General features: G+C 71.3%; 23 protein-coding genes. 17 read left to right on the forward strand and 6 right to left on the reverse strand.

Annotation, left to right across the window (positions count from 1 at the left end; genetic code table 11):
- Positions 1 to 40: 40 nt before the first annotated feature.
- The 8 genes from ACH4DZ_RS38785 (at position 41) to ACH4DZ_RS38820 (ending at position 9,154) form a co-directional block, all read left to right on the forward strand.
- A complete protein-coding gene (locus ACH4DZ_RS38785; RefSeq protein WP_398293476.1) occupies positions 41 to 628 on the forward strand; it encodes a DUF5998 family protein in 588 nt (195 codons plus the stop codon).
- The gene (locus tag ACH4DZ_RS38790) at positions 628 to 1,815 is read left to right on the forward strand and encodes an alkaline phosphatase family protein (RefSeq protein WP_398293478.1); all 1,188 of its coding nucleotides are present in this window, start codon (positions 628 to 630) and stop codon (positions 1,813 to 1,815) included. The genes ACH4DZ_RS38785 and ACH4DZ_RS38790 overlap by 1 nt, the downstream gene beginning before the upstream one ends.
- A gap of 92 nt (positions 1,816 to 1,907) precedes the next feature.
- On the forward strand, positions 1,908 to 2,558 hold the full coding sequence (locus ACH4DZ_RS38795; protein ID WP_398293480.1) for a thymidine kinase: 651 nt from the start codon (positions 1,908 to 1,910) through the stop codon (positions 2,556 to 2,558).
- Between the two features lie 615 nt (positions 2,559 to 3,173).
- Positions 3,174 to 4,406, forward strand: coding sequence for a sensor histidine kinase (locus ACH4DZ_RS38800; RefSeq protein WP_398293482.1), 1,233 nt, complete (start codon positions 3,174 to 3,176; stop codon positions 4,404 to 4,406).
- On the forward strand, positions 4,406 to 5,080 hold the full coding sequence (locus ACH4DZ_RS38805; protein ID WP_398293484.1) for a response regulator: 675 nt from the start codon (positions 4,406 to 4,408) through the stop codon (positions 5,078 to 5,080). Before ACH4DZ_RS38800 ends, ACH4DZ_RS38805 begins: the two co-directional genes overlap by 1 nt.
- A 191-nt stretch (positions 5,081 to 5,271) precedes the next feature.
- Positions 5,272 to 5,730 carry a hypothetical protein gene (locus ACH4DZ_RS38810; protein WP_398293486.1) on the forward strand — a complete coding sequence of 153 codons (459 nt, stop codon included), beginning with the start codon at positions 5,272 to 5,274 and terminating at the stop codon, positions 5,728 to 5,730.
- A gap of 23 nt (positions 5,731 to 5,753) precedes the next feature.
- A complete protein-coding gene (locus ACH4DZ_RS38815) occupies positions 5,754 to 6,518 on the forward strand; it encodes an ABC transporter ATP-binding protein (protein WP_398293488.1) in 765 nt (254 codons plus the stop codon).
- On the forward strand, positions 6,515 to 9,154 hold the full coding sequence (locus ACH4DZ_RS38820) for an FtsX-like permease family protein (protein WP_398293490.1): 2,640 nt from the start codon (positions 6,515 to 6,517) through the stop codon (positions 9,152 to 9,154). The genes ACH4DZ_RS38815 and ACH4DZ_RS38820 overlap by 4 nt, the downstream gene beginning before the upstream one ends.
- A 166-nt stretch (positions 9,155 to 9,320) precedes the next feature.
- On the opposite strand, the gene ACH4DZ_RS38825 is transcribed toward ACH4DZ_RS38820, so the two are convergent.
- Positions 9,321 to 10,115 (reverse strand): VOC family protein, encoded by a 795-nt coding sequence (locus tag ACH4DZ_RS38825; protein WP_398293492.1) that lies wholly within the window; start codon positions 10,113 to 10,115, stop codon positions 9,321 to 9,323.
- A gap of 312 nt (positions 10,116 to 10,427) precedes the next feature.
- Between ACH4DZ_RS38825 and ACH4DZ_RS38830 the strand changes: the two genes are divergently transcribed.
- On the forward strand, positions 10,428 to 11,255 hold the full coding sequence (locus tag ACH4DZ_RS38830; protein WP_398293494.1) for a sulfurtransferase: 828 nt from the start codon (positions 10,428 to 10,430) through the stop codon (positions 11,253 to 11,255).
- Positions 11,256 to 11,408: 153 nt separating this feature from the next.
- Here ACH4DZ_RS38830 and sepH read toward each other — a convergent pair whose 3' ends face one another.
- The 3 genes from sepH to ACH4DZ_RS38845 form a co-directional block, all read right to left on the reverse strand.
- Positions 11,409 to 12,500 (reverse strand): septation protein SepH, encoded by a 1,092-nt coding sequence (sepH, locus tag ACH4DZ_RS38835; RefSeq protein WP_398293496.1) that lies wholly within the window; start codon positions 12,498 to 12,500, stop codon positions 11,409 to 11,411.
- A 471-nt stretch (positions 12,501 to 12,971) separates the two neighbouring features.
- Positions 12,972 to 14,291, reverse strand: coding sequence for a D-arabinono-1,4-lactone oxidase (locus ACH4DZ_RS38840; RefSeq protein ID WP_398293498.1), 1,320 nt, complete (start codon positions 14,289 to 14,291; stop codon positions 12,972 to 12,974).
- Entirely contained in the window at positions 14,251 to 15,489 is a 1,239-nt protein-coding gene (locus ACH4DZ_RS38845; protein WP_398293500.1) for an MFS transporter, read from the reverse strand. Before ACH4DZ_RS38845 ends, ACH4DZ_RS38840 begins: the two co-directional genes overlap by 41 nt.
- A 163-nt stretch (positions 15,490 to 15,652) precedes the next feature.
- On the opposite strand from ACH4DZ_RS38845, the gene ACH4DZ_RS38850 reads away from it, so the two are divergent.
- Together ACH4DZ_RS38850 and ACH4DZ_RS38855 are read left to right on the forward strand one after the other, a co-directional pair.
- A complete protein-coding gene (locus ACH4DZ_RS38850; protein WP_398293502.1) occupies positions 15,653 to 16,780 on the forward strand; it encodes a ferrochelatase in 1,128 nt (375 codons plus the stop codon).
- Positions 16,777 to 17,601 (forward strand): inositol monophosphatase family protein, encoded by an 825-nt coding sequence (locus ACH4DZ_RS38855; protein ID WP_398293505.1) that lies wholly within the window; start codon positions 16,777 to 16,779, stop codon positions 17,599 to 17,601. The genes ACH4DZ_RS38850 and ACH4DZ_RS38855 overlap by 4 nt, the downstream gene beginning before the upstream one ends.
- Before the next feature lie 187 nt (positions 17,602 to 17,788).
- Here the strand turns inward: ACH4DZ_RS38855 and ACH4DZ_RS38860 are convergent, their stop codons facing one another.
- Positions 17,789 to 17,962 (reverse strand): hypothetical protein, encoded by a 174-nt coding sequence (locus ACH4DZ_RS38860; protein ID WP_398293507.1) that lies wholly within the window; start codon positions 17,960 to 17,962, stop codon positions 17,789 to 17,791.
- Between the two features lie 425 nt (positions 17,963 to 18,387).
- On the opposite strand from ACH4DZ_RS38860, the gene ACH4DZ_RS38865 reads away from it, so the two are divergent.
- The 4 genes from ACH4DZ_RS38865 to ACH4DZ_RS38880 all read left to right on the forward strand — a co-directional run bounded on the left by ACH4DZ_RS38865 (position 18,388) and on the right by ACH4DZ_RS38880 (position 21,887).
- Entirely contained in the window at positions 18,388 to 19,041 is a 654-nt protein-coding gene (locus ACH4DZ_RS38865; RefSeq protein WP_006380516.1) for a response regulator transcription factor, read from the forward strand.
- Between the two features lie 5 nt (positions 19,042 to 19,046).
- The gene (locus tag ACH4DZ_RS38870; protein WP_398293509.1) at positions 19,047 to 20,288 is read left to right on the forward strand and encodes a sensor histidine kinase; all 1,242 of its coding nucleotides are present in this window, start codon (positions 19,047 to 19,049) and stop codon (positions 20,286 to 20,288) included.
- Positions 20,289 to 20,680: 392 nt separating this feature from the next.
- Positions 20,681 to 20,977, forward strand: a complete 297-nt coding sequence (locus ACH4DZ_RS38875) for a DUF4193 domain-containing protein (RefSeq protein ID WP_005481602.1) — start codon at positions 20,681 to 20,683, stop codon at positions 20,975 to 20,977.
- A gap of 13 nt (positions 20,978 to 20,990) precedes the next feature.
- Positions 20,991 to 21,887, forward strand: coding sequence for a hypothetical protein (locus ACH4DZ_RS38880; RefSeq protein WP_398293511.1), 897 nt, complete (start codon positions 20,991 to 20,993; stop codon positions 21,885 to 21,887).
- Positions 21,888 to 22,110: 223 nt separating this feature from the next.
- On the opposite strand, the gene ACH4DZ_RS38885 is transcribed toward ACH4DZ_RS38880, so the two are convergent.
- Entirely contained in the window at positions 22,111 to 22,572 is a 462-nt protein-coding gene (locus ACH4DZ_RS38885; RefSeq protein WP_398293513.1) for a DUF3093 domain-containing protein, read from the reverse strand.
- 58 nt (positions 22,573 to 22,630) lie between these two features.
- On the opposite strand from ACH4DZ_RS38885, the gene ACH4DZ_RS38890 reads away from it, so the two are divergent.
- On the forward strand, positions 22,631 to 23,215 hold the full coding sequence (locus ACH4DZ_RS38890; RefSeq protein ID WP_398293515.1) for a PaaI family thioesterase: 585 nt from the start codon (positions 22,631 to 22,633) through the stop codon (positions 23,213 to 23,215).
- A gap of 23 nt (positions 23,216 to 23,238) precedes the next feature.
- On the forward strand, positions 23,239 to 23,733 hold the full coding sequence (dut, locus tag ACH4DZ_RS38895) for a dUTP diphosphatase (protein ID WP_373312051.1): 495 nt from the start codon (positions 23,239 to 23,241) through the stop codon (positions 23,731 to 23,733).
- The last annotated feature ends 1 nt before the right edge of the window (position 23,734 follow it).

Raw genomic sequence — 23,734 nt, forward strand, 5'->3', positions numbered from 1 at the left:
CGGTGCCTCGCAGTCAGTGCGCCCCCGTAGAATGGACGTCATGGCCAAGACCAGTACGACGACCCAGGGGCTGCGAGCGGCGATCGAGCGCAGCGGCTACTACCCGGCCCTTGTGGCCGAGGCGGTGGAGGCCGCTGTAGGGGGCGAGCCCATCCGGTCGTATCTGGTCCACCAGGAGACGACGTTCGACGCGAACGAGGTACGTCGGCATGTGACGGTGCTCGTCCTCACGGGTAACCGTTTCATCGTGAGCCACACCGACGAGCAGGCGGCGGACAGCACGTCGCCCACGCCGTACGCGACCACGTCCACCGAGTCCGTGAAGATCGGCCGGATCTCGTCGGTGGTGCTGAGCCGGGTCGTGGCGAACCCCGAGAAGTACGTCGTGGGGACGCTGCCGCGCGAGGTCGTGCTCACCATCGGCTGGGGCGCGGTCGCCCGTATCGACCTGGAGCCGGCGGCCTGCGGCGACGCCAACTGCGAGGCGGACCACGGCTACACCGGCAGCTCGACGGCGGACGACCTGAGCCTGCGCGTCAGCGAGGCCGGTGACGGGCCGGACGCCGTGCGCCAGACGCTCGCCTTCGCGCAGTCGCTCTCCGAGGCGACCGCGGACGTCACCCGCTGATGTCCCAGCAAGTCTGGGACGACCCGGAACCGCTCACCGTCGAATCCGCGCCCGTACCCGAGTACGGAAGCGGCTCGCTCGCCGACCTCCTGCCCACGCTGGCCGCGGGCATGGACGTACCGGACATGACCGCCTCGCTCGGCGAACTGAGCCCGGCCGACCGGAACTGCGTCTTCCTGATCGACGGCCTCGGCTGGGAACAGCTGAAGGCGCACCCGGACGAGGCACCGTTCATGAGCTCCCTGCTGGGCAGCTCGCGCGGCGGCACCGGCCGGCCGATCACGGCGGGCTATCCAGCGACCACCGCCACCTCGCTGGCCTCGGTCGGCACCGGCCTGCCCCCGGGAGCCCACGGACTGCCCGGCTACACCGCACGGAACCCGGAGACCGGCGAGCTGATGAACCAGCTCCGCTGGATCCCCTGGACCAAGCCGGGCACGTGGCAGCCGTATCCCACGGTGTTCCAGCTGGCCGACGCGGCCGGTGTGCACACGGCGCAGGTGTCGGCCCCGCACTTCCAGAACACCCCTTTGACCAAGATCGCGCTCAGCGGCGGCACGTTCCACGGCCGGCTGACCGGCGAGGACCGCATGGACATGGCCGCCGAGCAACTGGCCGCGGGGGACCGCTCGCTGGTCTACACGTACTACGCCGAGGTGGACGGCAAGGGACACCGCTTCGGCATCGACTCCGACGCCTGGCGCGGACAGCTCATGTACGTGGACCGGCTGGTCCAGCGCCTGGCCGAGCAACTGCCGCCGCGCGCGGCCCTGTACGTCACGGCCGACCACGGCATGATCGACATCCCCTTCGACGAGCAGCACCGGATCGACTTCGACGAGGACTGGGAGCTGCGCGCGGGCGTCGCCCTCCTCGGCGGCGAGGGCCGCGCCCGGCACGTGTACGCGGTCCCGGGTGCCGAGTCGGACGTCCTGACCTGCTGGCGCGAAGTCCTCGGGGAGCAGTTCTGGGTGGCCTCGCGCGACGAGGCGATCGCGGCGGGGTGGTTCGGCCCGCACGTCGACGAGCGGGTGTACGCGCGCATCGGCGACGTGGTCGCGGCCGCCCGGGACGACGTCCTGATCACCGCGTCGGAGCGGGAGCCGAAGGAGTCGCTGATGGTCGGCAACCACGGCTCGATGACCCCGGCGGAACAGCACGTCCCCCTGCTGGAAGTGCGTTCCTGACCTCTCCGCCGCCGCGCATCACCCCTGCCCAGCCCCCACCCCGCCCCTGCTCCGCCGCTGTCTCACCCCTGTTGAAAGGTGCTCGACTCCCCATGCCCGAGCTGGTCTTCTTCTCCGGAACCATGGACTGCGGGAAGTCGACACTTGCTCTACAGCGGATTTACAACCGGTCGGCAAGGGGTCTGCAGGGCGTGTTCTTCACGCGTGACGACCGGGCGGGGGAGGGGAAGCTGTCCTCGCGGCTCGGTCTGGTGACAGACGCTGTCGAGGCGGCACCGGAGATGGATCTGTACGCCTATGTCGTGGGCCGTATGTCGCAGGGCGACAGGGTCGACTACCTGATCGCGGACGAGGCACAGTTCCTGGCGTCCGAGCAGGTCGACCAACTGGCGCGGGTCGTGGACGACCTGGGCCTCGACGTCTTCGCCTTCGGCATCACGACCGACTTCCGCGCCAGGCTCTTCCCGGGTTCCCAGCGGCTGATCGAGTTGGCGGACCGGATAGAGGCGCTCCAGGTGGAGGCGATGTGCTGGTGTGGGGCGCGTGCGACGCACAACGCCCGCACGGTGGACGGCGAGATGGTGCTGGAAGGCGAGCAGGTCGTCGTCGGCGACGTGAACCGCCCGGCGGCGGAGGTCGGCTATGAGGTGCTGTGCCGACGTCACCACCGCCGCCGCATGACGAGCGCCGCTGGGCGTGCGGGCGCGCTCTCGCCGGACGTCCTGCCGTTCGCTCCGTCCTGAGCTTCGAATCTGCTTGCCGCGCCGGTGACGGCGGCCGTGCCGACTGCACGGCCGTTGACCGGCCGCCGGTCTGACGCCCGCCTCCCTGAAAGCGACCTGTGCGTGGTCTGGGGCCGGCGCCCGGCCGGCTGAGCACGTCACGCCACGGCGGCCCGCCGACCTGGACAGACCTGACCCTGCTCCGCGGCTCGGCGTGCCCGCAGCCGCCGCGCCCCGGCCGCAGTCCGACATCAGGGCCCAGGTGACGCGGCTCGTTCCCGTGGCTCGACTCGGGCGTCCACCTGCCCAGCCGGGCCCGCGACGAGAGGATCCGCACCATGGCGGAGCTGATCGGTATCCACCCGCAGTCGGACACCACCTGCCACACGGCGCGCGCGTTCATGCGCTGCGACCGCTGTCGGGGAGCGTTCATGCGCTGCGACCGCTGTCCCGCCACCGGCGCCGGGCTCCCTCGATCCATGAGACGCCCGCGCCGCTGCGCCGCACACCGGTCCCGCGCTGAGGCAGTATGTGCGCGAGAGGGCATCGCCCTCATCGCGAAGTCCCCGCGGCCCGACGGCACTTGTGCCGCAGGCCACGCGGTGGCGCGTCTGCCGGAGGAGAAGGGTACGACGGTTGGCTGAGGAGAGAACGGCCCCGGTCCCGTCGCCCTGGATGGCGCTGTCCGGCCGGTACGGACGCGCCGTCGCCCGGGCCTGCGACATGGGTATCGCGCTGGTGGTCCTGGTGGCGGCGTGGTACTACGACGCCGAGTACGACCTGCTCCTGGGCGGGCTGATGGCACTGTGCCTGCTGGCCCGCAGACGGTTCCCCGGCACGGTGCTGGCAGTCGTCCTGGCGCTGGGCGTCGTCCAGTTCGTCCTGCACGGCCTGCCCGAACTTCCGCTGGCGTCGGCGCCGGCCTCGTACGACGTGGCCGTGCTGTTCGCCATGATGTCGGTCATCCACCATTCCCGGACCCGCTGGATGCCGTATCTCGCGGGCGGTGTGGTGCTGCTGGCCTCGGTGGCGGGGACGGTGGGGATGCCAACTCCCGGCATCGAGGCGTCCGTCGATCTCCAATCGCTCCTGATCCTCTGGGGACTGACGCTGACGGTCTGGCTGACGGCCTTCGCCCTGCACACACGGCGCCTCTACGCCGAGAGCCAGGCGGCCCGCGCCTGGCACGTCGAGCGGGAACAGGAGCAGCGCGTCCGGCTGGCCGCGGCCCGGGAGCGGGCCGAGATCGCCCGTGAACTGCACGACGTGGTGGCGCACAGCCTGGCCGTGATGATCCTCCAGGCGGACGGCGCCGAGTCCGTGCTGAGGAAGTCGCCGGACATGGCGCAGTCCGCGATGCGGACGATCGCGGCGACGGGCCGGGACGCGATCGACGACATGCACCGCATCGTCCGGGTGCTGCGCGAGGGCAACCCGGACTCCGCCGACAGCGGCCCGGCACGGCGCCTCGTCACCCTCGACGAGATCAAGGTCGTCGCCGAACGCGCACGGGCCGCAGGTCTGACCGTGGACGTGTCGGTCGAGGTCGGCGAAGGGCGGCTGTCGCCGGCGGAGGAGATGACGGCCTTCCGTATCGTCCAGGAGTGCCTCACGAACGTGCTCCGCCACGCGGGAGCCGGGGCCGGGGTCGACATCAGGCTCCACGAGGAACAGGGCACACTGCTGATCGGTGTGGTCGACGACGGAGCGGGCACCCTCGCCGGCCGCGGCATCGGTGGGCGCTCCGGAGGGAACGGGCTCGTGGGGATGCGGGAGCGGGCGGAGCTGGCCGGCGGCAGTTTCGAGGCCGGCCCCCGGCTCGGCAGCGGATGGCACGTACGTGCCTCGATTCCGACAAGGACGAAGTGATGACGCAGGCAGGCAGGCCGATCCGGGTGGCCGTGGTGGACGACCAGCCGTTGATCCGGGCCGGCTTCTCCATGGTGCTGTCCGGTCAGGACGACATCGAGGTCGTGGGTGAGGCGGAGAACGGGGCGGACGCCCTCGACCTGCTGCGAAAGGTCGAGGCGGACGTCGTCATCATGGACATCCGCATGCCCGTCATGGACGGCATCCAGGCCACGGAACAGCTGATGCGGATGGACGATCCACCCGGGGTGCTGGTGCTGACCACCTTCGACAACGACGAGGACGCGTTCGCGGCGCTGCGCAGCGGAGCCGGCGGCTTCCTGCTGAAGAACGCCCCCGCCGCGGAGGTCGTGAACGCCATCCGGGTCCTGGCGGCGGGGGAGTCGGTGGTGGCGCCGCGCATCACGCGGCTGCTCCTCGACCGGGTCTCCGACCGGCTGGGACCGGCGAACGGACAGGCCGAACGGCTGGACGCCCTCACCGCGCGCGAGCGGGACGTGCTCGCCCTGGTCGCCCGGGGACTGTCCAACGCCGAGATCGCGGCGGACCTGTACGTCGCGCAGGCCACGGTGAAGACGCACCTGGGCAACCTCATGGCGAAGCTGCACCTGCGGGACCGTGCCCAGGCCGTCGCGTTCGCCTACGAGTCGGGGCTCGTCCGTCCCTCCCCCTGAGAGTCCCGTCCCTCCCCCTGCGGGTGCAGAGGCGCCGCCGCGTTCTGCCCCCGGGGGTGCAGGAGCCACCTCGCCCGGCGTGCCAGATCCGCCGCGTCCGATCTCAGATTCGTGGCCGATGCCCGGCGGGCCGCCGAACTCCAGACTTCTCACTGTCGCCGAACGCGGCCGAGAACCCACTGGAGGACCCGATGGGCACCACGCCCACCACGCCCACCACGCCCACCACACCCGCCACGCAGAACCGCAAGCGGAACCGCCTCGTCATCGGCGCGGTCACGGCCGTGACCGCCGCGGCCCTGGCCGTCGGAGCGGGGTACTGGTGGCAGGACCGCAACGAGCTCAGCCAGGCGTCCGCCGAGGACTGCCGGCTGGCACAGCGCATCATCACCGAGGCCGAGGAGATCTCCACCGGCCCCGCGCCTGACGCGGAGAAGTGGTGGAAGGAAACCGGCGACGAGCGCCGCGCGCAGATGAAGGACGGCTACCTCGGAGCCAAGATCTCGCAGTACGAGGGGTGGGCGCTCGGGGCCGCCGAGAAGTCCGACGAAGCGCCGTCCGCGAAGGACGTGAAGAACCTCCAGGAGGACGCGCAGGGACACTGCTCGGATTCCGGCGTCACCCTCTCCATGCCGCCGCTCGGCTCCTGACCCGGATCGCGAGAACTGCTCCCATGGCTCTCCACACCGCCCGCGGCCACACACCGGACGACGTCATCACCGCTACCGCCCTGGTCAAGACCTACCGTCAGGGCACCGCCGAGGTCCGGGCACTCGACGAGGTGTCCGTCGGGATCCGGCGCGCCCGGTTCACCGCCGTCGTCGGCCCCTCCGGGTCGGGGAAGTCGACCCTGATGCACTGCGTCGCCGGACTCGACACCGCCACCTCCGGCAGCATCGTGCTGGACGGAACGGAGATCACCGGACTGTCCGACCGGCAGCTGACCCGGGTGCGCCGGAAACGGATCGGGTTCGTCTTCCAGTCGTTCAACCTGCTGCCGCAGCTGACGGCCTACGAGAACATCGTGCTGCCCGTCACCATGTCCGGCGAACGCCCGGACCGCGAGCTGGTGGACCACCTCTGCGAAGTCCTCGGCATCGCCCACCGGGTGTCGCACCGCCCGGCCGAACTGTCCGGAGGCCAGCAGCAGCGGGTCGCCGTGGCCAGGGCGCTGGTGGCCCGGCCGGCCGTGGTCTTCGCCGACGAACCCACCGGCAACCTCGACTCCCGGGCCGGCGCCGAGGTCCTCACCATGCTGCGCCGGTCCGTCGACGACCTCGGCCAGTCGGTCGTGATGGTCACCCACGACCCCGAGGCCGCGCGGTACGCGGACCGGGTGCTGACCCTCGCGGACGGACGTGTCGTGAACGACGAGCACGCCGTCCCCTCCGGGCGGGCCGCCGCACCCGCCACCGATGTCAAGGAGAGGCGACGATGAGGACTCCGTGGCGTGCGACCGTCCTGGGCTCCCAGGTGGCGGAACTTCTGAGGCGGCCCGGACGGTTCGCGGCGACCGGACTGTCGCTGCTGATCGCGGCGTTCGTCGTCTTCGGGGCCGTCATGGCCCAGCAGATCATCACCGCGACCGTCGTCGAGAAGTTCCGCGGAACACCGGAAGCGGTGTCGCTGGTGCTCACGCCCGGCGACGACGACGGCGACGGCGACGGCGATGACGACGGCGATGGTGAGGCCATCGGCGAGGCCCGCCTGCGCGAGGTCCGAAAGACGCCCGGAGTCACCGAGGCCGTGGGCCGGATCGACGGTGGCAGCCCGCTGGCCGGCAGCGCCGTCGAACGCTACCTCGATCTGTCCGCGGACCCGGGCACCGGCGCCTTGGCGGAGGTCCGGTTGCTCAACGGCACGTACCCCTCCGGCCCGGGCCGCCTCGCCGTCAACACGCAGGCCGCGCGGGAGTACGGCCTCGCTCCGGGATCGTCGCTCACCCTGCTGCAGCCCGAGCCCGAGCCCGAGCCCGAGCCCGAGCCCGAGGCCGAGGCCGACGGCGACGGCACCCGGCGGGTGACGGTCGAGGTCAGCGGCATCGTCCGCGGCATGGCCACGAACGACGCGAAGCCCACGGGGTACGCCCCCGGCCCCCAACTCGGCGCGCTGCTCGGCGTGTCCGACTATTCCCGCATCGACATCCGCACCGACAGCGCGTCCTCGGCGTCCGGTTCCGTGTCCGCGGAACTGACGGAGCGGATCCGACGGGCGGTGCCCGGAGCGCGGGTGCGGTCCGGGGACGAGGTGCGGGAGGAGGAGGCCCGTGAGGCGGTGGCGGCGGCGAAGGACATCCTGGAACTGGTCACCGTCTTCCTCGCCGTCGCCGTCGGCGCGGCCGTTCTCGTCGCGACCTCCACCTTCCGCATCGTCTTCGCCCGGCGCGTACGCCAACTGGCGCTGCTGCGTGCCATCGGGGCGACCTCGCGACGGCTCGCCGCCGCGCTCGTCGCCGAAGGAGCGGTGGTCGGCCTGCTGGCCGGCGCGACCGGTGTGCTGGCGGCCTGGGGCTGCGGGCAGTTCCTCCCTCCGGTCGCCGGGCGGTTCGGGCACGACCTGTCCGCACCCTCCCAGGTCCCGCTGACGGAGGCCGTCCTCACCGTTCTCGGCACCGTTGTCCTGGCGGTCCTGGCGGTCCTCGCCCCCTCCCTGAGCGCCTCGCGGGTCTCCCCGCTGCAGGCCCTGCGGAGCGCGGCGGGCGGGCAGGACGCGGAGGGCGGCATCGGACGGACCCTGCTGGGCCTGCTGTGCGCGGCGGGCGCCGCGGGTCTCGCCCGGCAGCAGTACGGCGGGCTGCCCCAGCCGGGCGACACGGAGTACGACCGGTTCGAGGCGCTGACCGTCGTGGTGCTCTCGGGCGGGCTGGCCTTCCTGGCCCTGATCGCGATCGGCCCCCGTCTGGTCCGGCCTGTGCTGTCGGCCGTCGCCGTGCCACTGCGCCGCACCGGTGCGGCCGGGCGCCTCGCGGTCGCGGGCGTCGGAGACGCGCCGGGACGGGCGGCCTCGGTCTCGGTCGTCGTGGCCCTCGGCGTCTGCCTGGTCGGCTCGACCCTGACCTGCCTCGCTTCCCTGAACGCGTACGAGCGGTACCGGCAGGCGGTGGAGGCACCCGCGGACTTCCACCTGTACGCGAGAGACAACGACTCGCTGGACCGGTTGCTGGCCGCCGATCTGACCTCTCACCCCGAGCTGGCCGAGGTGACCGCGTTCCGCACGGCGGAGGTCGTCGAGAGCACCCGCAGCGCGACGATCTCCGACCTCGACCTCGGCACCGTCCGCTCCGGCGTGGGTCTGACCGCCCGTACCGGCTCCCTGGGCCACCTCGACCCCGCCCACGTCGTGGTGGACGCCGACCACGCCCATCGGCTCGGCGTCCGGGCGGGCGACCGTGTGACACTGAAGTTCAAGGGCCGTCCCGTCCAGCTCACCGTGGCGGCGACGCTGCCCGGAGCCGGACCCTACGGAGGGAACTTCTTCGTCCCCGCCGCGGACCTCAGCCGGATGGGAATGGCCGCGGCGCCCACCACGGTCACCGCCAACGCCTCGAAGGACGGCGCTCAGGGGCGGATACGCGCACAGCGGGCCATCACCGACACGTTGACCGGCTCTCAGCGCGGCGACGGCCGCGTCATCGCCGAGGACTCGGCAGGCCAGGCCGGCGAGTCGGACGACCTGCGGACGATGGCCACGACAGTGATCATGGTCCTGGGGCTGACCGTCCTGGTGGCGGTGGCCGGAGTCGCGACCACGGCGAGTCTCACCGTCGTGGAACGCAAGCGTGAGTTCGGGCTGTTGCGGGCCCTGGGCCTCAGCGGAGCGGCCGTGCACCGCATGGTCACGGTGGAATGCGCGCTCTACGGCGTACTGGGCGGAGTCCTCGGCCTGGCCCTCGGCATGCCGTACTCCTGGCTGGTGGTCCGTGTCGCCCGGACGAGCGCCCCGTTCACCGTCCCCGCCGGGGAACTCGCGGCGGTCTTCACCGTCCTCGTCCTGGTGACCGCCGCCGCGGGAATGGTGCCCGCCCTCCGGGCTTCCCGGACCTCGCCGACAGTCGCCGCGGCCCAGACCGAGTAGCCGGGACCACGGCCACCGCGCGGGCGGGCGTCCTGTCCCCGGACGTACTCCCGGTGGGCACCGCGGCCCGCCACCGTCGGCCCGGCACCTGACGATCCGCCACGGACGACCCGCCGCTTGACGGCCCGCCACTGACGACCCGGCCCCACCGCGTACACTGCCCTGCTCAGCGGCTGCTCCGTACCAGTGAGAACGCCGCTCCCTCCAGGTCCGCCACCATGGCGACCCGGCCGTACGGGCTGTCGTGGGCCGGCTGGAGAACGTGGCCGCCGAGTTCGACGACCAGGGCCACCGCCGCGTCCACGTCGACGGCCTCGAAGTACGTCAGCCAGTGGGCGCCCCGGTCGCGGGGCAGGGCGTTGCCGACGCCATGGATTCCGGCCACCGGGCGGCCCTTGATGTGCAGGGTGACGTAGTCGAAGTCGGCGGAGACGACGGGCTCCTCCTCGTAACCGAAGACGGTCTCGTAGAACTTGGCGACACCCGCGGACTCACGGGTGACGAGCTCGTTCCACGCCGGGGTCCCCGGCACCCCGGCGATGCCCGCACCGAGATGGGCCGCGGCCTGCCAGACGCCGAACACGGCGCCCGAGAGGTCCGAGGCGATCGCCAGGCGACCGGCGTCGTCGGCGACCAGCGGGCCGACGCCGACCGTGCCGCCGCAGTGCCGGACGGTCTCCGCCGTCAGGTCCACGTCGTCCGAGGCGAAGTAGGGCGTCCACGCCACGGGCAGATGGCGGTCCGGTGGAAGCTGGCCGATGCCCGCCACCTCCTGCCCGTCCAACTGCGCCCGCACATAGGCGCCCAGGTGCTGCGGACCGGGCTGGAACTCCCAGCCGAACAGTTCCCCGTAGAACTCCTGGGTCGCGGCCATCCCGTGCACCATCAGACTCACCCAGCAGGGCGTGCCGGGCGTGTACGCAGAACCGTTCAGGCCGGCCGACTCCCGTGCCTCGGTCATCGTCACCCTCTCCTCGGCGCCTCGCGGGGCCGCTTCACTTCCGCTGTCGAACCGGGCCTGCCGCTGTCGTGGACCACGGTGCCCGGTGCCGATGGTCGCACCACCGACGGTCGGCCGCGCCACGGCCGAACGGCCCACGGCGGGAGGACGCCCGCATTCCTGTTGCCCATCTGTTTCCCCGCGATTGCCTCGGCATGTCCTCGGTCGCACAGCGTGTGCCCGTTCCCGCACGCCGTGTGGTCGGGCCGGCCCGGCGGAGCACAGTAGCCGGACCCGCACGAGGAGGCCACCTCGTGCGCGAGGATGGTGGCCATGAACGCCATCATCTCCGCATCCCGACTCGCGAGCGACCTGACGGGGCCGAACCCGCCGGTCGTGCTGGACATCCGCTGGCAGCTGGGTGGCCCGAACCTGCGCCACTCCTACGAGGAGGCGCACATTCCGGGGGCCGTCTACGTGGACCTGGACACCGAACTCGCCGGCCCCGCCGGCGCGGCGGGCCGCCACCCGCTGCCGGACCCGGAGGTCTTCGCCGAGGCCATGCGCGCGGCCGGGGTCTGCGAGAACCGTGACGTCGTCGTGTACGACGGAGGGCTCGGCTGGGCGGCCGCGCGGGCCTGGTGGTTGTTGCGCTGGGCGGGTCACCCGTCGGTGCGTGTGCTTGACGGGGGCCTCGCGGCCTGGAGCGGTCCGGTCGAGAGCGGCTGTGCGGCTCCGGCCGCCGGAACCTTCGTACCGGCTCCGGGAAAGGTGTCCCTGCTCGACGCCGACGGCGCCGCGGCGCTGGCCCGCACCGGACTGCTGTTCGACGCCCGGGCCGCCGAGCGCTATCGCGGCGACGTCGAGCCGATCGACCGGGTCGGCGGCCACATCCCCGGCGCGGTCTCGGCGCCGACCACCGGGAATGTGGCCGAATCCGGTCGCTTCCTGCCGGCCGGTGAACTCGCCGACCGCTTCGCGTCCCTGGGCGTCGACGGCTCGTCGGAGGTCGGCGTCTACTGCGGGTCGGGCGTCTCCGGAGCGCACGAGGTTCTGGCGCTGGCGGTCGCGGGCATCCCGGCCGCGCTGTACGTGGGGTCCTGGTCGGAGTGGTCGCAGGACGACGGACGGCCGGTCGCGACCGGCCCCGATCCGCAGTAGCGCCAGGGGCGCGGCGGCCGGACGGGCCGAGAACGAACCGCCGACCGGCAAGGAAACGGGGACGCGGACCGGTGGGGAAGCGCGGACCGGTAAGGAGGGGCGGACGGGAGAGCAGAGGGCTCGCACCGAGACGGTGCGAGCCCCTGCCACTTCCTAGTCCTGCTTCTTGCGTCGCGTCCCGAAGACGATCTCGTCCCAGCTCGGTACGGCCGCTCTGCGTCCCGGACGGACACCGTCCGCCTCGGCCTGCCGGTCGGTGGCGCCGACGAGCCGGTCGCGGTGGCTGGCCACCGAGCGCGGCATGAGCACGTCCGCGTAGGCCGAACCGGCCGAGGCCGCGGGAGCAGGCGGCTCCTCCACCTCGGGCTCCGGGACGGGCGCTTCCTCCTCCGCGAGGCGTTCCGTCGTCGACGTCGTGGAGGCCGTCGAGGCGGCAGGTCCTGCCGAGGGCCTCTCGGGCACGACCATGTCACCGCGGAAGCTGGGCACCGCCTCCAGGAGGCTGGTCAGCGAGTCGCGCTCACGCTCGCTGACGCCCTCCTCGATGTCCGGCTCGGCGGGCGGCAGGCTCGGCCGCTCGATCTGCCGGTCCAGGGCGCGGTCCAGCGGACGGTCGCGCGGCAGCCGGGCGATACGCGGGACGAACGGGAAACTGGGCTCGGCGGCGCCGAGGTCGTCGGACTCGCCGATCAGCGAGCGTGCCTCGTCGTCGACGGCCTGTACGAGCCGCCGGGGAGGGTCGTACGTCCAGCTCGCGGAGTGCGGTTCGCTCGCCACGCGGTAGACGAGCAGCACCTCCCAGGTGCCGTCGTCCCGGCGCCAGGAGTCCCACTGGACGGACTCCTTGTCGGCGCCGCGGTGCAGCAGGCGCTCCTGCACGGCCTCGCCGAGCTGGGGACCGGTCGTCTCGCCGGGGCGGCGGACGGGCGTCTTGCGGGCCCGCTCCGCCATGAAGGCTCGCTCGGCGAGAACGGGTCCCTCGAAGCGGCGCACCCGGTCGACGGGGATACCGGCGAGCTGGGCGACCTCTTCGGCGGATGCGCCCGCCCGTATGCGTGCCTGGATGTCTCGGGGGCGGAGATGACTCTCCACCTCGATCTCGATCTGGCCGAGGCGGGGACGGTCGCCGCGTACGGCGGCGCGTAGACGCTCGTCAATCGGAAGCGTGTACTCCGTGCTGTCCGCAGCCTTCAGCACCAGCCGTGTGCCGTCGTTGGAGACGGCCACGACACGCAGTTCGGGCATGGGGACCTCCCGGGTGGTGCCTGCCGACGTCACGTGCGTCGCTGCTTCCGCTAGTCGAGTGTGGCCTGCCCGGGTGCAGCCTGCCACAACCTTGCCGAGTTGCCCGGCGTGTCGGACGGTGGCCCGAACTCGCCGTTATGGCACGGTTACCTATTCGCAACGCTAAGTGACGAACCTCATCACCCTGTGCAACGGGCCCCCTCTCGGCGGTCCTGTACGGCTCCGGACACCCTGGCGTGCGTCCGGTCCCAGGGCTCGCAACAGTACTCCATTCGGGCCACTTGCGTGGATCGGCACGCCACCGAACTTCTGTCCGGGGGCGGGAGTTGGCCGCCCGGGGTGACGTTCTCGTGATCATGATGAGACTCGTTCTTCACATGATCGCCAGAAGTGGAGGGAGTTCCTTCGACCGTACGTCCTGTGCTCGGGCAATCGGTCGGCTCGTCGGCCGTTCATGGTCTGTCTGAACCGCTATACGCCCAGGATCCGCCGCAGGTAGTCGTTGCCGAAGCGCCGTTCCGGGTCGAGGCGGTCCCGCAGTGCGGTGAACTCGCCGAAGCGCGGATAGACACCGGCGAAGTACTCCGCGTCACGGGTGTGCACCTTGCCCCAGTGGGGCCGGCCCTCGTGCGCGGTGAAGATCCGCTCGGCGGCGCTGAAGTACGCCTGGTACGGCGTCCCCCTGAACATGTGGACCGCGATGTAAGCGCTGTCCCGGCCGGACGCGGTGGAGAGGGTGATGTCGTCCGCGGGGGCCGTGCGCACCTCCACCGGGAAGCTGATGCGCAGAGGCGAACGGTCGACCATGTCCTTCAGTTCGCGCAGTGTCTCGACCAGGGCGGCTCGCGGAACCGCGTATTCCATCTCCGTGAAACGCACCCGGCGAGGAGAAGTGAAGACCTTGTAGGGAATGTCGGTGTAGGTGCGCGCGGACAGGGCGCGGCTGGAGATCCGGGCGATCGAGGGGATCGTGGCGGGGACGGCCCGGCCCACGTAGTTGGCCGCCTGGAAGACGCCGTTGGAGAGGAACTCGTCCTCGTACAGGCCACGGACGGTGCCGACCGGCTTCTCCGGGCCCACGCTGCGGTTGTTGCGCTTGGTGTTGCAGTTTCCGGTGTGGGGGAACCAGTAGAACTCGAAGTGCTCGTTCTCCGCGCACAGTTCGTCGAAGGAGCCCGTCACCTCGTCGAAGCTCATCGGCTCCTCGCGGGCCGAGAGGAGGAAAAGGGGCTCCACGGAGAAGGTGATCGCGGTGATGATCCCCAGTGCGCCTATCCCGATCCGGGCCGCCGCGAAGACCTCGGGGTTCTCCTTCTCGGAACAGGCGAGGACCGAGCCGTCGGCGGTCACGAGTTCAAGTCCCGCGATCTGGGCGGCGATCGAGGCGGAGTCGCGGCCGGTGCCGTGCGTGCCGGTGCTGACCGCGCCCGACACCGTCTGCTCCATGATGTCGCCCATGTTCGTGAGCGACAGACCCTCCCGGGCGAGGGCGAGGTTGAGGCGCTTGAGCGGTGTGCCGGCCTCGACCGTGACGGTGCCGTTGTCACGGTCGATCCTGCGGATGCCGGTCAACAGTTGAGGGCGGATCAATACGCCGTCGGTCGCCGCCGCCGCGGTGAAGGAGTGGCCCGTACCGACGGCCTTGACCCTGAGCCCGTCCTCGGCGGCCCGGCGCACGGCGGCGGAGAGTTCCTCGACGGAGGCCGGAGTGACCTCCCGGGCCGGCCGGGCGGTGACGTTCCCGGCCCAGTTACGCCAGGTGCCGCTCTTCGCGCTCACTGTGCTTCTCATGGGTCCCTCCCCGCTGCGGAACCGGCCTGTTGAGCCGGCGATACCCGAGGAAACCCACCGCGACCGCGACAGCCCCGGCCGCGACCGGAACCCCGTACCCGGCCCGCGCCCCGGCTGCGTCGATCACCCAGCCGGACAGGGAGGAACCGAGCGCGACCCCGACCGCGAGCCCCGTGCTCACCCACGTCATGCCCTCGGTCAGTTTCGCGCGTGGTACGTGCAGTTCGACGAGGGCCATCGTCGTGATCATCGTCGGTGCGATGGACAGGCCCGCAACGAACAGCGCCACAGCCAGGAACGGCAAGTTTCCGACCAGTAGCAGAGGGATCATACTCACGGCCATGGCGCAGATGCCCAGTACCCACCTGCGGGCGGGCGCCCCCGTGAAGCGCAGCAGCCCGAAGACGGCCCCGGCCACGCAGGACCCCGCCGCGTAGACGGCCAGGACGATGCTCGCGGCACCCTTGTGGCCCTCCTCGTCGGCGAAGGCCACGGTGACCACGTCGACCGCGCCGAAGATCGCGCCGGTCGCCACGAAGGTGGCCACCAGGACCTGCAGTCCGGCCGAGCGCAGCGCCGAGCCTCCCGTGTGGTGCCCACGAGGATGCGGCGGGGGCTCGGTGGCGCGCTGGGACGTCAGCCAGAAGACCCCGGCCACCAGGAAACAGGCCGCGAGCAGCGGCCCGGCCTCCGGGAACCACACGGTGGACAGGCCGATGGAGATGATCGGCCCGAAGATGAAGCAGATCTCGTCGATGACGGACTCGAAGGCGTACGCGGTGTGCAGTTCCGGCCTGCCGCGGTAGATGAGCGCCCAGCGCGCCCTGGTCATCGCGCCGACGCTCGGTACGCAGCCGATGCCGGCCGAGCAGAGGAACAGCACCCAGTCCGGCCCGTCGAAGTGGGTGGTCAGCAGGAGCCCGGTGGACGCGGCGAGCGCGGACAGCGTGGCGGGCCGCAGCACCCGCCGCTGTCCGTACCGGTCCACCAGGCGGGATATCTGGGGCCCGAGCACCGCCGCGGACAGCGCGATCGTCGCCGAGAGGGCCCCCGCCAGCCCGTACCGCCCGGTGACCTGGGAGATCATCGTGACCACGCCGATGCCCATCATCGACAGCGGCATCCGGCCGAGGAGGCCCGCGCCGGTGAAACTCCTGGAGCCGGGCGCGGCGAACAGGGCGCGGTAGGGGCTGAGCACGGGAGGTCTCCGGTGAGGGTCCGGTAAGGCGCGAATCCGATTGATACAGCTTACGAGCCAGGTGACCCTAACCCATCTGCGGATGTCCCCGGTCACCGTGTCCACCTCCCGTTCGGCCCCCCGCCGATGCCCGGCTGTCGGAGGCGGGTGGCAGGATCGAGGCATGCGAGACGCCCTCGATGCCACTCCCTACGACGCCCTGCTCCTGCTCTCCTTCGGCGGCCCCGAGGGCCCCGACGAAGTGGTCCCGTTCCTGGAGAACGTGACCCGGGGCCGGGGCATCCCCAAGGAACGCCTCAAGGAAGTGGGGCAGCACTACTTCCTGTTCGGCGGGGTCAGCCCGATCAACGACCAGAACCGCGCCCTGCTGGACGCCCTGCGCAAGGACTTCGCGGAGCACGGCCTGGACCTGCCCGTGTACTGGGGCAACCGGAACTGGGGGCCGTACCTGACCGACACGCTGCGCGAGATGGTCGCCGACGGCCGCCGCCGCGTCCTGGTGCTGGCCACGAGCGCGTACGCCTCGTACTCGGGCTGCCGGCAGTACCGCGAGGACCTGGCCGGCGCCCTCGCGACCCTGAAGGACGAGGGTCTGGAGCTGCCGCGGATCGACAAGCTCCGGCACTACTTCAACCACCCTGGCTTCGTCGAGCCGATGACCGAGGGCCTCCTGAAGTCGCTCGCCGAGCTTCCCGAGGACGTCCGCGCGAGCGCGCACATCGCCTTCACGACGCACTCGATCCCGACGTCCGCGGCGAACACCTCCGGACCGGTGGAGGGCCACGGCGACGGCGGGGCGTACGTACGGCAGCACCTGGACGTCGCCCGGCTCATCGCCGACGCGGTGCGCGAACGCACCGGGACAGAGCACCCCTGGCGGCTCGTCTACCAGTCGCGCTCGGGAGCCCCGCACATCCCGTGGCTGGAGCCGGACATCTGCGACCACCTGGAGGAGCTGCACGGAGCCGGCGTCCCCGCCGTCGTCATGGCGCCCATCGGGTTCGTCTCGGACCACATGGAGGTCCTGTACGACCTCGACACGGAAGCCACGGCGAAGGCCGCGGAACTGGGGCTGCCGGTGCGGCGCTCGGCCACCGTGGGCGCCGACCCGCGGTTCGCCGCCGCGATCCGCGACCTCGTGCTGGAGCGGGCCGCCACCGAGAACGGCAGAGACGTTTCGCCCTGTGCCCTCGGCGCTCTCGGCCCGAGCCACGACCTCTGCCCCGCGGGCTGCTGCCCGGCCCGCGCCCCCAAGCCCGCCGCCGCGGGCGCCGACAGCCCGTACGTATGAGGAGCCCCGTGACCGCCACAGCGAACGACGAGCTGAAGGCCGAACTGCTGGAGATCGCCCTCGACGCGGCCCACCGCGCGGGCGCCTTCCTGCGGGACGGCCGCCCCGACGACCTGGGCGTGGCGGCGACCAAGTCCAGCGCCGTCGACGTCGTCACCGAGATGGACATCGCCTCCGAGAAGCTGATCACCGGTCTGCTGGCCGACGCCAGGCCGGACGACGGCGTACTGGGGGAGGAGGGCGCCGACATCAAGGGCAGCAGCGGCGTCCAGTGGGTGATCGACCCGATCGACGGGACTGTCAACTACCTTTACGGCCTGCCCAGTTGGGCCGTTTCCATCGCGGCCCGCAAGGACGGCGAGACGCTCGTCGGGGTCGTGCACGCCCCGATGCGGGCGGAGACCTACCGGGCCGTCCTGGGCGGCGGCGCCCACGTCGGCGACCGCCCCGCGCGCGTGCGGCCCGCACCCGATCTTGGGCTGGCCCTCGTCGGCACCGGCTTCGGCTACCTCGCGGACCGCAGGACCCGGCAGGCCGAGGTGGTCGGGCAGCTGATCGGCCAGGTCCGCGACATCCGCCGCGGCGGCTCGGCGGCCATCGACCTGTGCGACGTGGCGACGGGCCGCCTGGACGCGTACTACGAGAGGGGACTCAACCCCTGGGACTACGCCGCGGGTGACCTGATCGCCCGGGAGGCGGGCGCGCTGACCGGTGGGCGCCCCGGAGAGCCCCTCTCGACCGACCTGACCGTCGCGGCCCCGCCCGGCCTCTTCGAGACCCTCCAGTCCCGGCTCGACGAACTCGGCGCCTGGCACGACTGACACCGCGCGACAGACACCGCGCGTGACAGACACCGCGCGTGACAGACACCGCGCGTGACAGACACCGCGCGTGACAGACACCGCGCGTCGGACACACGGCCGGCACCGCGCGGCCTACATCGCACGACAGACGACCGAGCGGGGCCCCGGACTGGATCTGCCGGGCCCCGCTCCTGTCAAAGCTGGATCAGACGTGTGACACGCCGACCTGAACACCGTGCTCCGCGGCAAGGCGGTGCAGGTCGTCGAGTTCCGCCTGCTCGACCTCCGCGAGGAAGTCGTCGCCGGTCTCGCGAGCCATCGTCAGGTCGGACTCGGTCGCCCTTATGCGCTGCAGAAGTCCTGTGGTGAATGCGTCCATGCTGCGCCCCCTCGTCCTGGGTCGTGGGTCGGTGGTGGCACGGGGGTGTGCCGTTCGGAAGGGGCGATCACGTCTCCAGGGATGCCCGGCGCTGCCCAGCCGGGCGGCGTCAGTGCCGGACACCCACGCCCGCTCTGCGGAAGCGGACCATGACGTACCGCCGGGTGGTGCGGCACGAGCAGAGCGTGATCGCGGGGTGTAAAGCCGTCCTCCCCTCGCTCCCTTTCACGGAAACCTCAACCCGCCGAGAAAATCTGGCATTCCCCGCTCCCGAACCCGTCTTACAGCCGACTTATGGCCGAAAAGGGCAGGATGGAGTCTCACCCTCCCCGCTCTCGGCTGCGTTCGAGCGGGAGGGCCCCATCGGACCCGCCCGTGTGCGCCGAGAAGTCGCCGCGCGGGAGGACACAGGAAGGACAAGCGACGTGCGCGTACTCGTCGTCGAGGACGAGCAGCTGCTCGCCGATGCGGTGGCCACCGGACTGCGCCGGGAGGCCATGGCGGTCGACGTCGTGTACGACGGCGCAGCCGCCCTGGAGCGCATCGGCGTCAACGACTACGACGTGGTCGTCCTCGACCGTGACCTCCCGCTCGTGCACGGCGACGACGTCTGCCGGAAGATCGTCGAGCTCGGCATGCCGACCCGCGTGCTGATGCTGACGGCCTCCGGAGACGTCAGCGACCGGGTCGAGGGCCTGGAGATCGGCGCCGACGACTACCTCCCCAAGCCCTTCGCGTTCAGCGAGCTGACGGCACGCGTGCGTGCGCTGGGCCGGCGTACGAGCCTGCCGCTGCCGCCCGTCCTGGAGCGCGCCGGGATCAAGCTCGACCCCAACCGCCGCGAGGTGTTCCGCGACGGCAAGGAGGTCCAGCTCGCGCCCAAGGAGTTCGCCGTCCTGGAGGTCCTGCTGCGCAGCGAGGGCGCGGTCGTCTCCGCCGAGCAGCTCCTGGAGAAGGCCTGGGACGAGAACACCGACCCGTTCACCAACGTCGTGCGGGTCACGGTGATGACCCTGCGCCGCAAGCTCGGCGAGCCGCCGGTCATCGTCACCGTGCCCGGCTCCGGATACCGGATCTGACCCAGATGACCACGACCCCCGCGCCTCCCAAGGCGCCCCCGAAGCCCACCTGGGACCCGAGGAAACCGGAGCCACCCTTCCCCTGGCTGCGCCCGACCATCCGGATACGGCTCACGCTGCTGTACGGCGGGATGTTCCTGATCGCCGGCATCCTGCTGCTGTCGATCATCTATCTGCTCGCGGCCCAGGCCCTGCACGAGGGCAGCGGCGTCGACTTCCAGGTGACCGGCAGCAACCTCGAACTCACCAGTGCCACCTGTCCGCAGCTGAGCGGGGCGGGCAACAACCAAGAGCTGAACGCCATGCTCAAGGAGTGCACCGCCGTCCAGCGGCAGCACGCCCTGGACGGACTGCTCAGCCGCTCGCTGATGGCTCTCCTGGGTCTCGCCGTGATCGCCTTCGCCTTCGGCTACGCGATGGCAGGGCGGGTTCTCTCACCGCTGGGCCGCATCACCCGTACCGCGCGCGCGGTGGCGGGCTCGGACCTGTCCCGGCGGATCGAGCTGGACGGCCCGGACGACGAGCTCAAGGAGCTGGCGGACACCTTCGACGACATGCTGGAGCGGCTGCAGCGGGCCTTCACGGCCCAGCAGCGGTTCGTCGGGAACGCCTCGCACGAGCTGCGGACGCCGCTGGCGATCAACCGCACGCTCCTGGAGGTGCACCTGTCCGATCCGGGCGCCCCCATGGAACTGCAGCAGCTGGGCAAGACCCTGCTCGCCACCAACGAGCGCAGTGAGCAGTTGGTCGAAGGCCTGCTGCTGCTCGCGCGCAGCGACAACCAGATCGTCGAGCGCAAGCCGGTCGACCTGGCCGAGGTCGCCTCGCAGGCCATAGACCAGGTGCGTGGCGAGGCGGACGTGAAGGGCGTGGAGGTCCGCGGGGAGCGGGCCGCCGCGGTCGTCCAGGGCAACGGCGTCCTCCTGGAGCGGATCGCCCTGAACCTCGTCCAGAACGCCGTGCGCTACAACGTGGCGGAGGACGGCTGGGTCGAGGTCGTCACGCAGGTGCAGCACGGCCAGGCGGTCCTCACGGTGTCCAACACGGGACCCGTGGTCCCCGCGTACGAGATCGACAATCTTTTCGAGCCGTTCCGGCGGCTGCGCACCGAGCGGACGGGAAGTGACAAGGGTGTCGGGCTGGGACTGTCGATCGCCAGGTCGGTGGCCCGCGCCCACGGCGGCCACATCGTCGCGGAACCGCGCGAGGGGGGTGGCCTGGTGATGCGAGTAGCCCTGCCTATCTGAGACCATGTCGCCGACACGCGAGGATGTTCGCTTTGCGCGGAATTTCCCGGGCAGGCGAAAGGCACGCTCGTGTGTGATCGATCACAGGGCCAATTTCCGGTCATCTACCCTCCGTGATCAATGGAACTGCCGGAAAGCCGGGAAAATCCGGGTTTTCGGGGGTCGAGATCACGGGAAGTACACGGTGAGACGCCTTTGAAGTGCGGCATTCGGACCGTGTACGGTCCGCTTCGCCATCCAAGCCGATCACTCCTCGGGAGTCCGGTTGGGTGTCGATTGAGTAACAGACCTTGATGTGAGGCAAAATCTCCGCCTCAGGTCGGGCACAAGTCCGGCCTCTCACGCGTTACCTGCGCTGAGACACCGCAGACACCCAGAGGGGGAGAGCGACAATGGCAACGGATTACGACACCCCACGCAAGACCGACGACGACGTCGACTCGGACAGCCTTGAAGAACTGAAGGCTCGCCGGAACGACAAGTCGACTTCGGCGGTCGACGTGGACGAGTTCGAGGCCGCCGAAGGCCTGGAACTGCCCGGAGCGGACCTTTCGAACGAGGAACTGGCCGTCCGGGTCCTGCCGAAGCAGCAGGACGAGTTCACCTGCATGAGCTGCTTCCTGGTCCACCACCGCAGTCAGCTGGCCCGCGAGAAGAACGGTCAGCCGATCTGCCGCGACTGCGACTGAGGCAGGGTCGGCCGTGACAGGCTCGACCCCGCCCTGGAAGCGCCGCTTCCGTGACCGGGGAGCGGCCGGTCCGTCTCAGGACGGCTCGCACGACGACGAGCGGGGCCACCCGGCCTCGCTCGAAGCAGTGGACGCGACAGGCGCCTCCGGCGCCCTTGAGGTGCCGGTGACCAAGGCGTCTGTCGCCAGACGCCGGGCGGTCGCCGTCGGCCACGGGGTCGCGGAAGGCGTCCGTAAGGGCGGCAGCCGGGCCAGGGCCGCCCTGGCGTACGTCGCCGACCGCATCATCGAGATCGCCCCGCGGATCCCCGTACGCGACCTCGCCGCACTCCGGAGGCAGTTTCCGGGCCTGGGGCCCGAACAGCTCGCGGACAAGCTCGTCGCGGGCGCGTGCAACGCGACGTCTACCGTGGGCGCCGGCGTCGGCGCCGCCGCGATGATGCCCGTACCGCCCGCCATGCCCACGGAACTGGCCGCCGAGGTCACCGGCGTCGCGGCGATCGAGCTGAAGCTGATCGCCGAGCTGTACGAGGTCTACGGCCTGCGACCGCCCGGCAACCTGAAAGAGCGCTCCACCACGTATCTGAACTCGTGGTCGGAGGAGCGCGGCATCGACGTGACCAAGCCGTCGACGCTCAACGCGGCCCTCGGGGGCCAGATGAAGCGCGAGCTGCGCCAGCAGATCATGAAGCGCACGGTCCGCAACCTGCCGAACCTCATGCCGTTCATGGTGGGCGCGGCCGTAGGGGCGGTCATGAACCGCCGTGACACGAGAAAGCTCGCGGACCGGGTCCGCGGAGACCTCCGCAAGGTGCAGGTGCCCTGGGACGCCCTCCCGGCGCTGCCGCCCCTGGAGAAACCGGCCGATCCGCTGAGCATGGGCGACCTCCCGAGAGAGCTGGACAGCTGACCCCGCACGGGCCGTCGGCCGTCGGTCTCTCGCGGCGGGCAAAGTTCTGACCGGCCGAAGGAAAAGTTTCCGTACGAGTACGCGTACGGAAACCTGTTCGGGTTCGCGTTCGGGCTCGGACGCTGATGAGGGCCGGACCTCGGACAGCACACGGCGGTGGACCGCGGGTCGGACACCGGTACGGCCGGGCCCCGAATGCGGTCCGGCCGCGGTCGCCGCCCGTCTACGCGGTCGTACGCGCGGCCTCCAGGGCCGCCGCCAGACGCTGCGGGTCGCGGGTCGACAGATAGACGTACGGAGTCGGGTCGACCGGGTCGGTGATGTCCACGCGCAGGGCTGTGGGGATGTAGGCCCGCAACAGCATGTGGGCGCGCGCGTCGGCCTTGAACGACCGCCAGGCGCGGGCCTCTTCGGGGTCGAGGACGTGTGCCTCGCCGAGGGCCGAGACCGGGATCTTGGCGTCCCCTGCGATCAGGGCGCCGCCCACCACGCGGATCCGCGCGGAGCCGTACGAACTGGCCACCACCGCCGACACCGCCGTGCCGCCGACCAGGCCGCCCAGGAGAGGCAGCGTGCCGAACGGCAGCAGGATCAGCGCCATCGAGACGCCCACCAGCAGGCAGACGAACCACCAGGATCGGGGCGCGGTCAGACGTTCTTCGTACGGCGAGGCGGAGGGCTGCATACCGCCAAGCCTGCCACGGTGCGTGCGGGCCGCTGACGCGGAGGTAAGGTCTGCGCCTGTGAGTGGTACATCTTCGGCCCTGCGGCCCCCGGCCGACGCCGTGGCGCCGGTGCGCCATCCCGACGCGCCCGCCCCGGGCGAGCTCCTCGGCGCGCACTACGACCGGTGTTTCGGCTGCGGCGGCGGACAGCCCCACGGACTGCACCTTGAGGCGCGCGCGGGCGACGGCTTGCGGATCACCGCCGAGTTCACCGTGCGGAGCGCGCACCAGGGTGCTCCCGGCCTGGCGCACGGCGGCGTCCTCGCGAGTGCCCTCGACGAGACCCTCGGCTCGCTGAACTGGCTGCTGCGCACCATCGCCGTGACCGGCCGCCTGGAGACCGACTTCGTACGGCCCGTGCCCGTGGGCACCGTGCTGTATCTGGAGGCCGAGGTCACGGCGGTGGCCGGACGCAAGATCTATTCGTCCGCCACGGGACGGATCGGTGGTCCCGAGGGGCCCGTCGCCGTCCGCGCGGACGCTCTCTTCATCGAGGTGAAGGTCGACCACTTCGTCGACAACGGCCGGCCGGAGGAGATCCGGGCGGCCATGGACGACCCCGACCAGGTCCGTCGTGCCCGCGCTTTCGAGGTGAACCCGTGACCCCCGCCCAGGCCCCGGTGGACGTGCTGATCAAGCGCGTCGACCCGGACGTACCGCTTCCGCACTACGCGCACCCCGGCGACGCCGGCGCGGACCTGCGGACCACGCGGAGCCATGTGCTGGAGCCCGGCGAACGCGCCGTGCTGCCCACCGGGGTGTGCATCGCGCTTCCCGAGGGGTACGCGGCCTTCGTGCACCCGCGTTCGGGGCTGGCCGCCCGCTGCGGTGTCGCTCTCGTGAATGCCCCGGGGACGGTTGATGCCGGGTACCGTGGGGAGATCAAGGTGATCGTGGTGAATCTCGACCCGCGCGAGTCCGTGCGGTTCGAGCGCTTCGACCGGATTGCCCAACTGGTCGTCCAGCAGGTCGAGAAGGTGAGCTTCCAGGAAGTCGCGGAGCTTCCCGACTCGGCGCGGGCCGCAGGGGGCTTCGGGTCCACCGGCGGGCATTCCGCGGTGGGCGGCACAACGGGTGGGAATCGATACGCTTCGGTCGTATCCGACCGGGAAGGACAGTGAC

The sequence above is a fragment of the Streptomyces sp. NPDC017991 genome (assembly GCF_044328075.1).
In the GTDB taxonomy this organism is placed as follows: domain Bacteria; phylum Actinomycetota; class Actinomycetes; order Streptomycetales; family Streptomycetaceae; genus Streptomyces.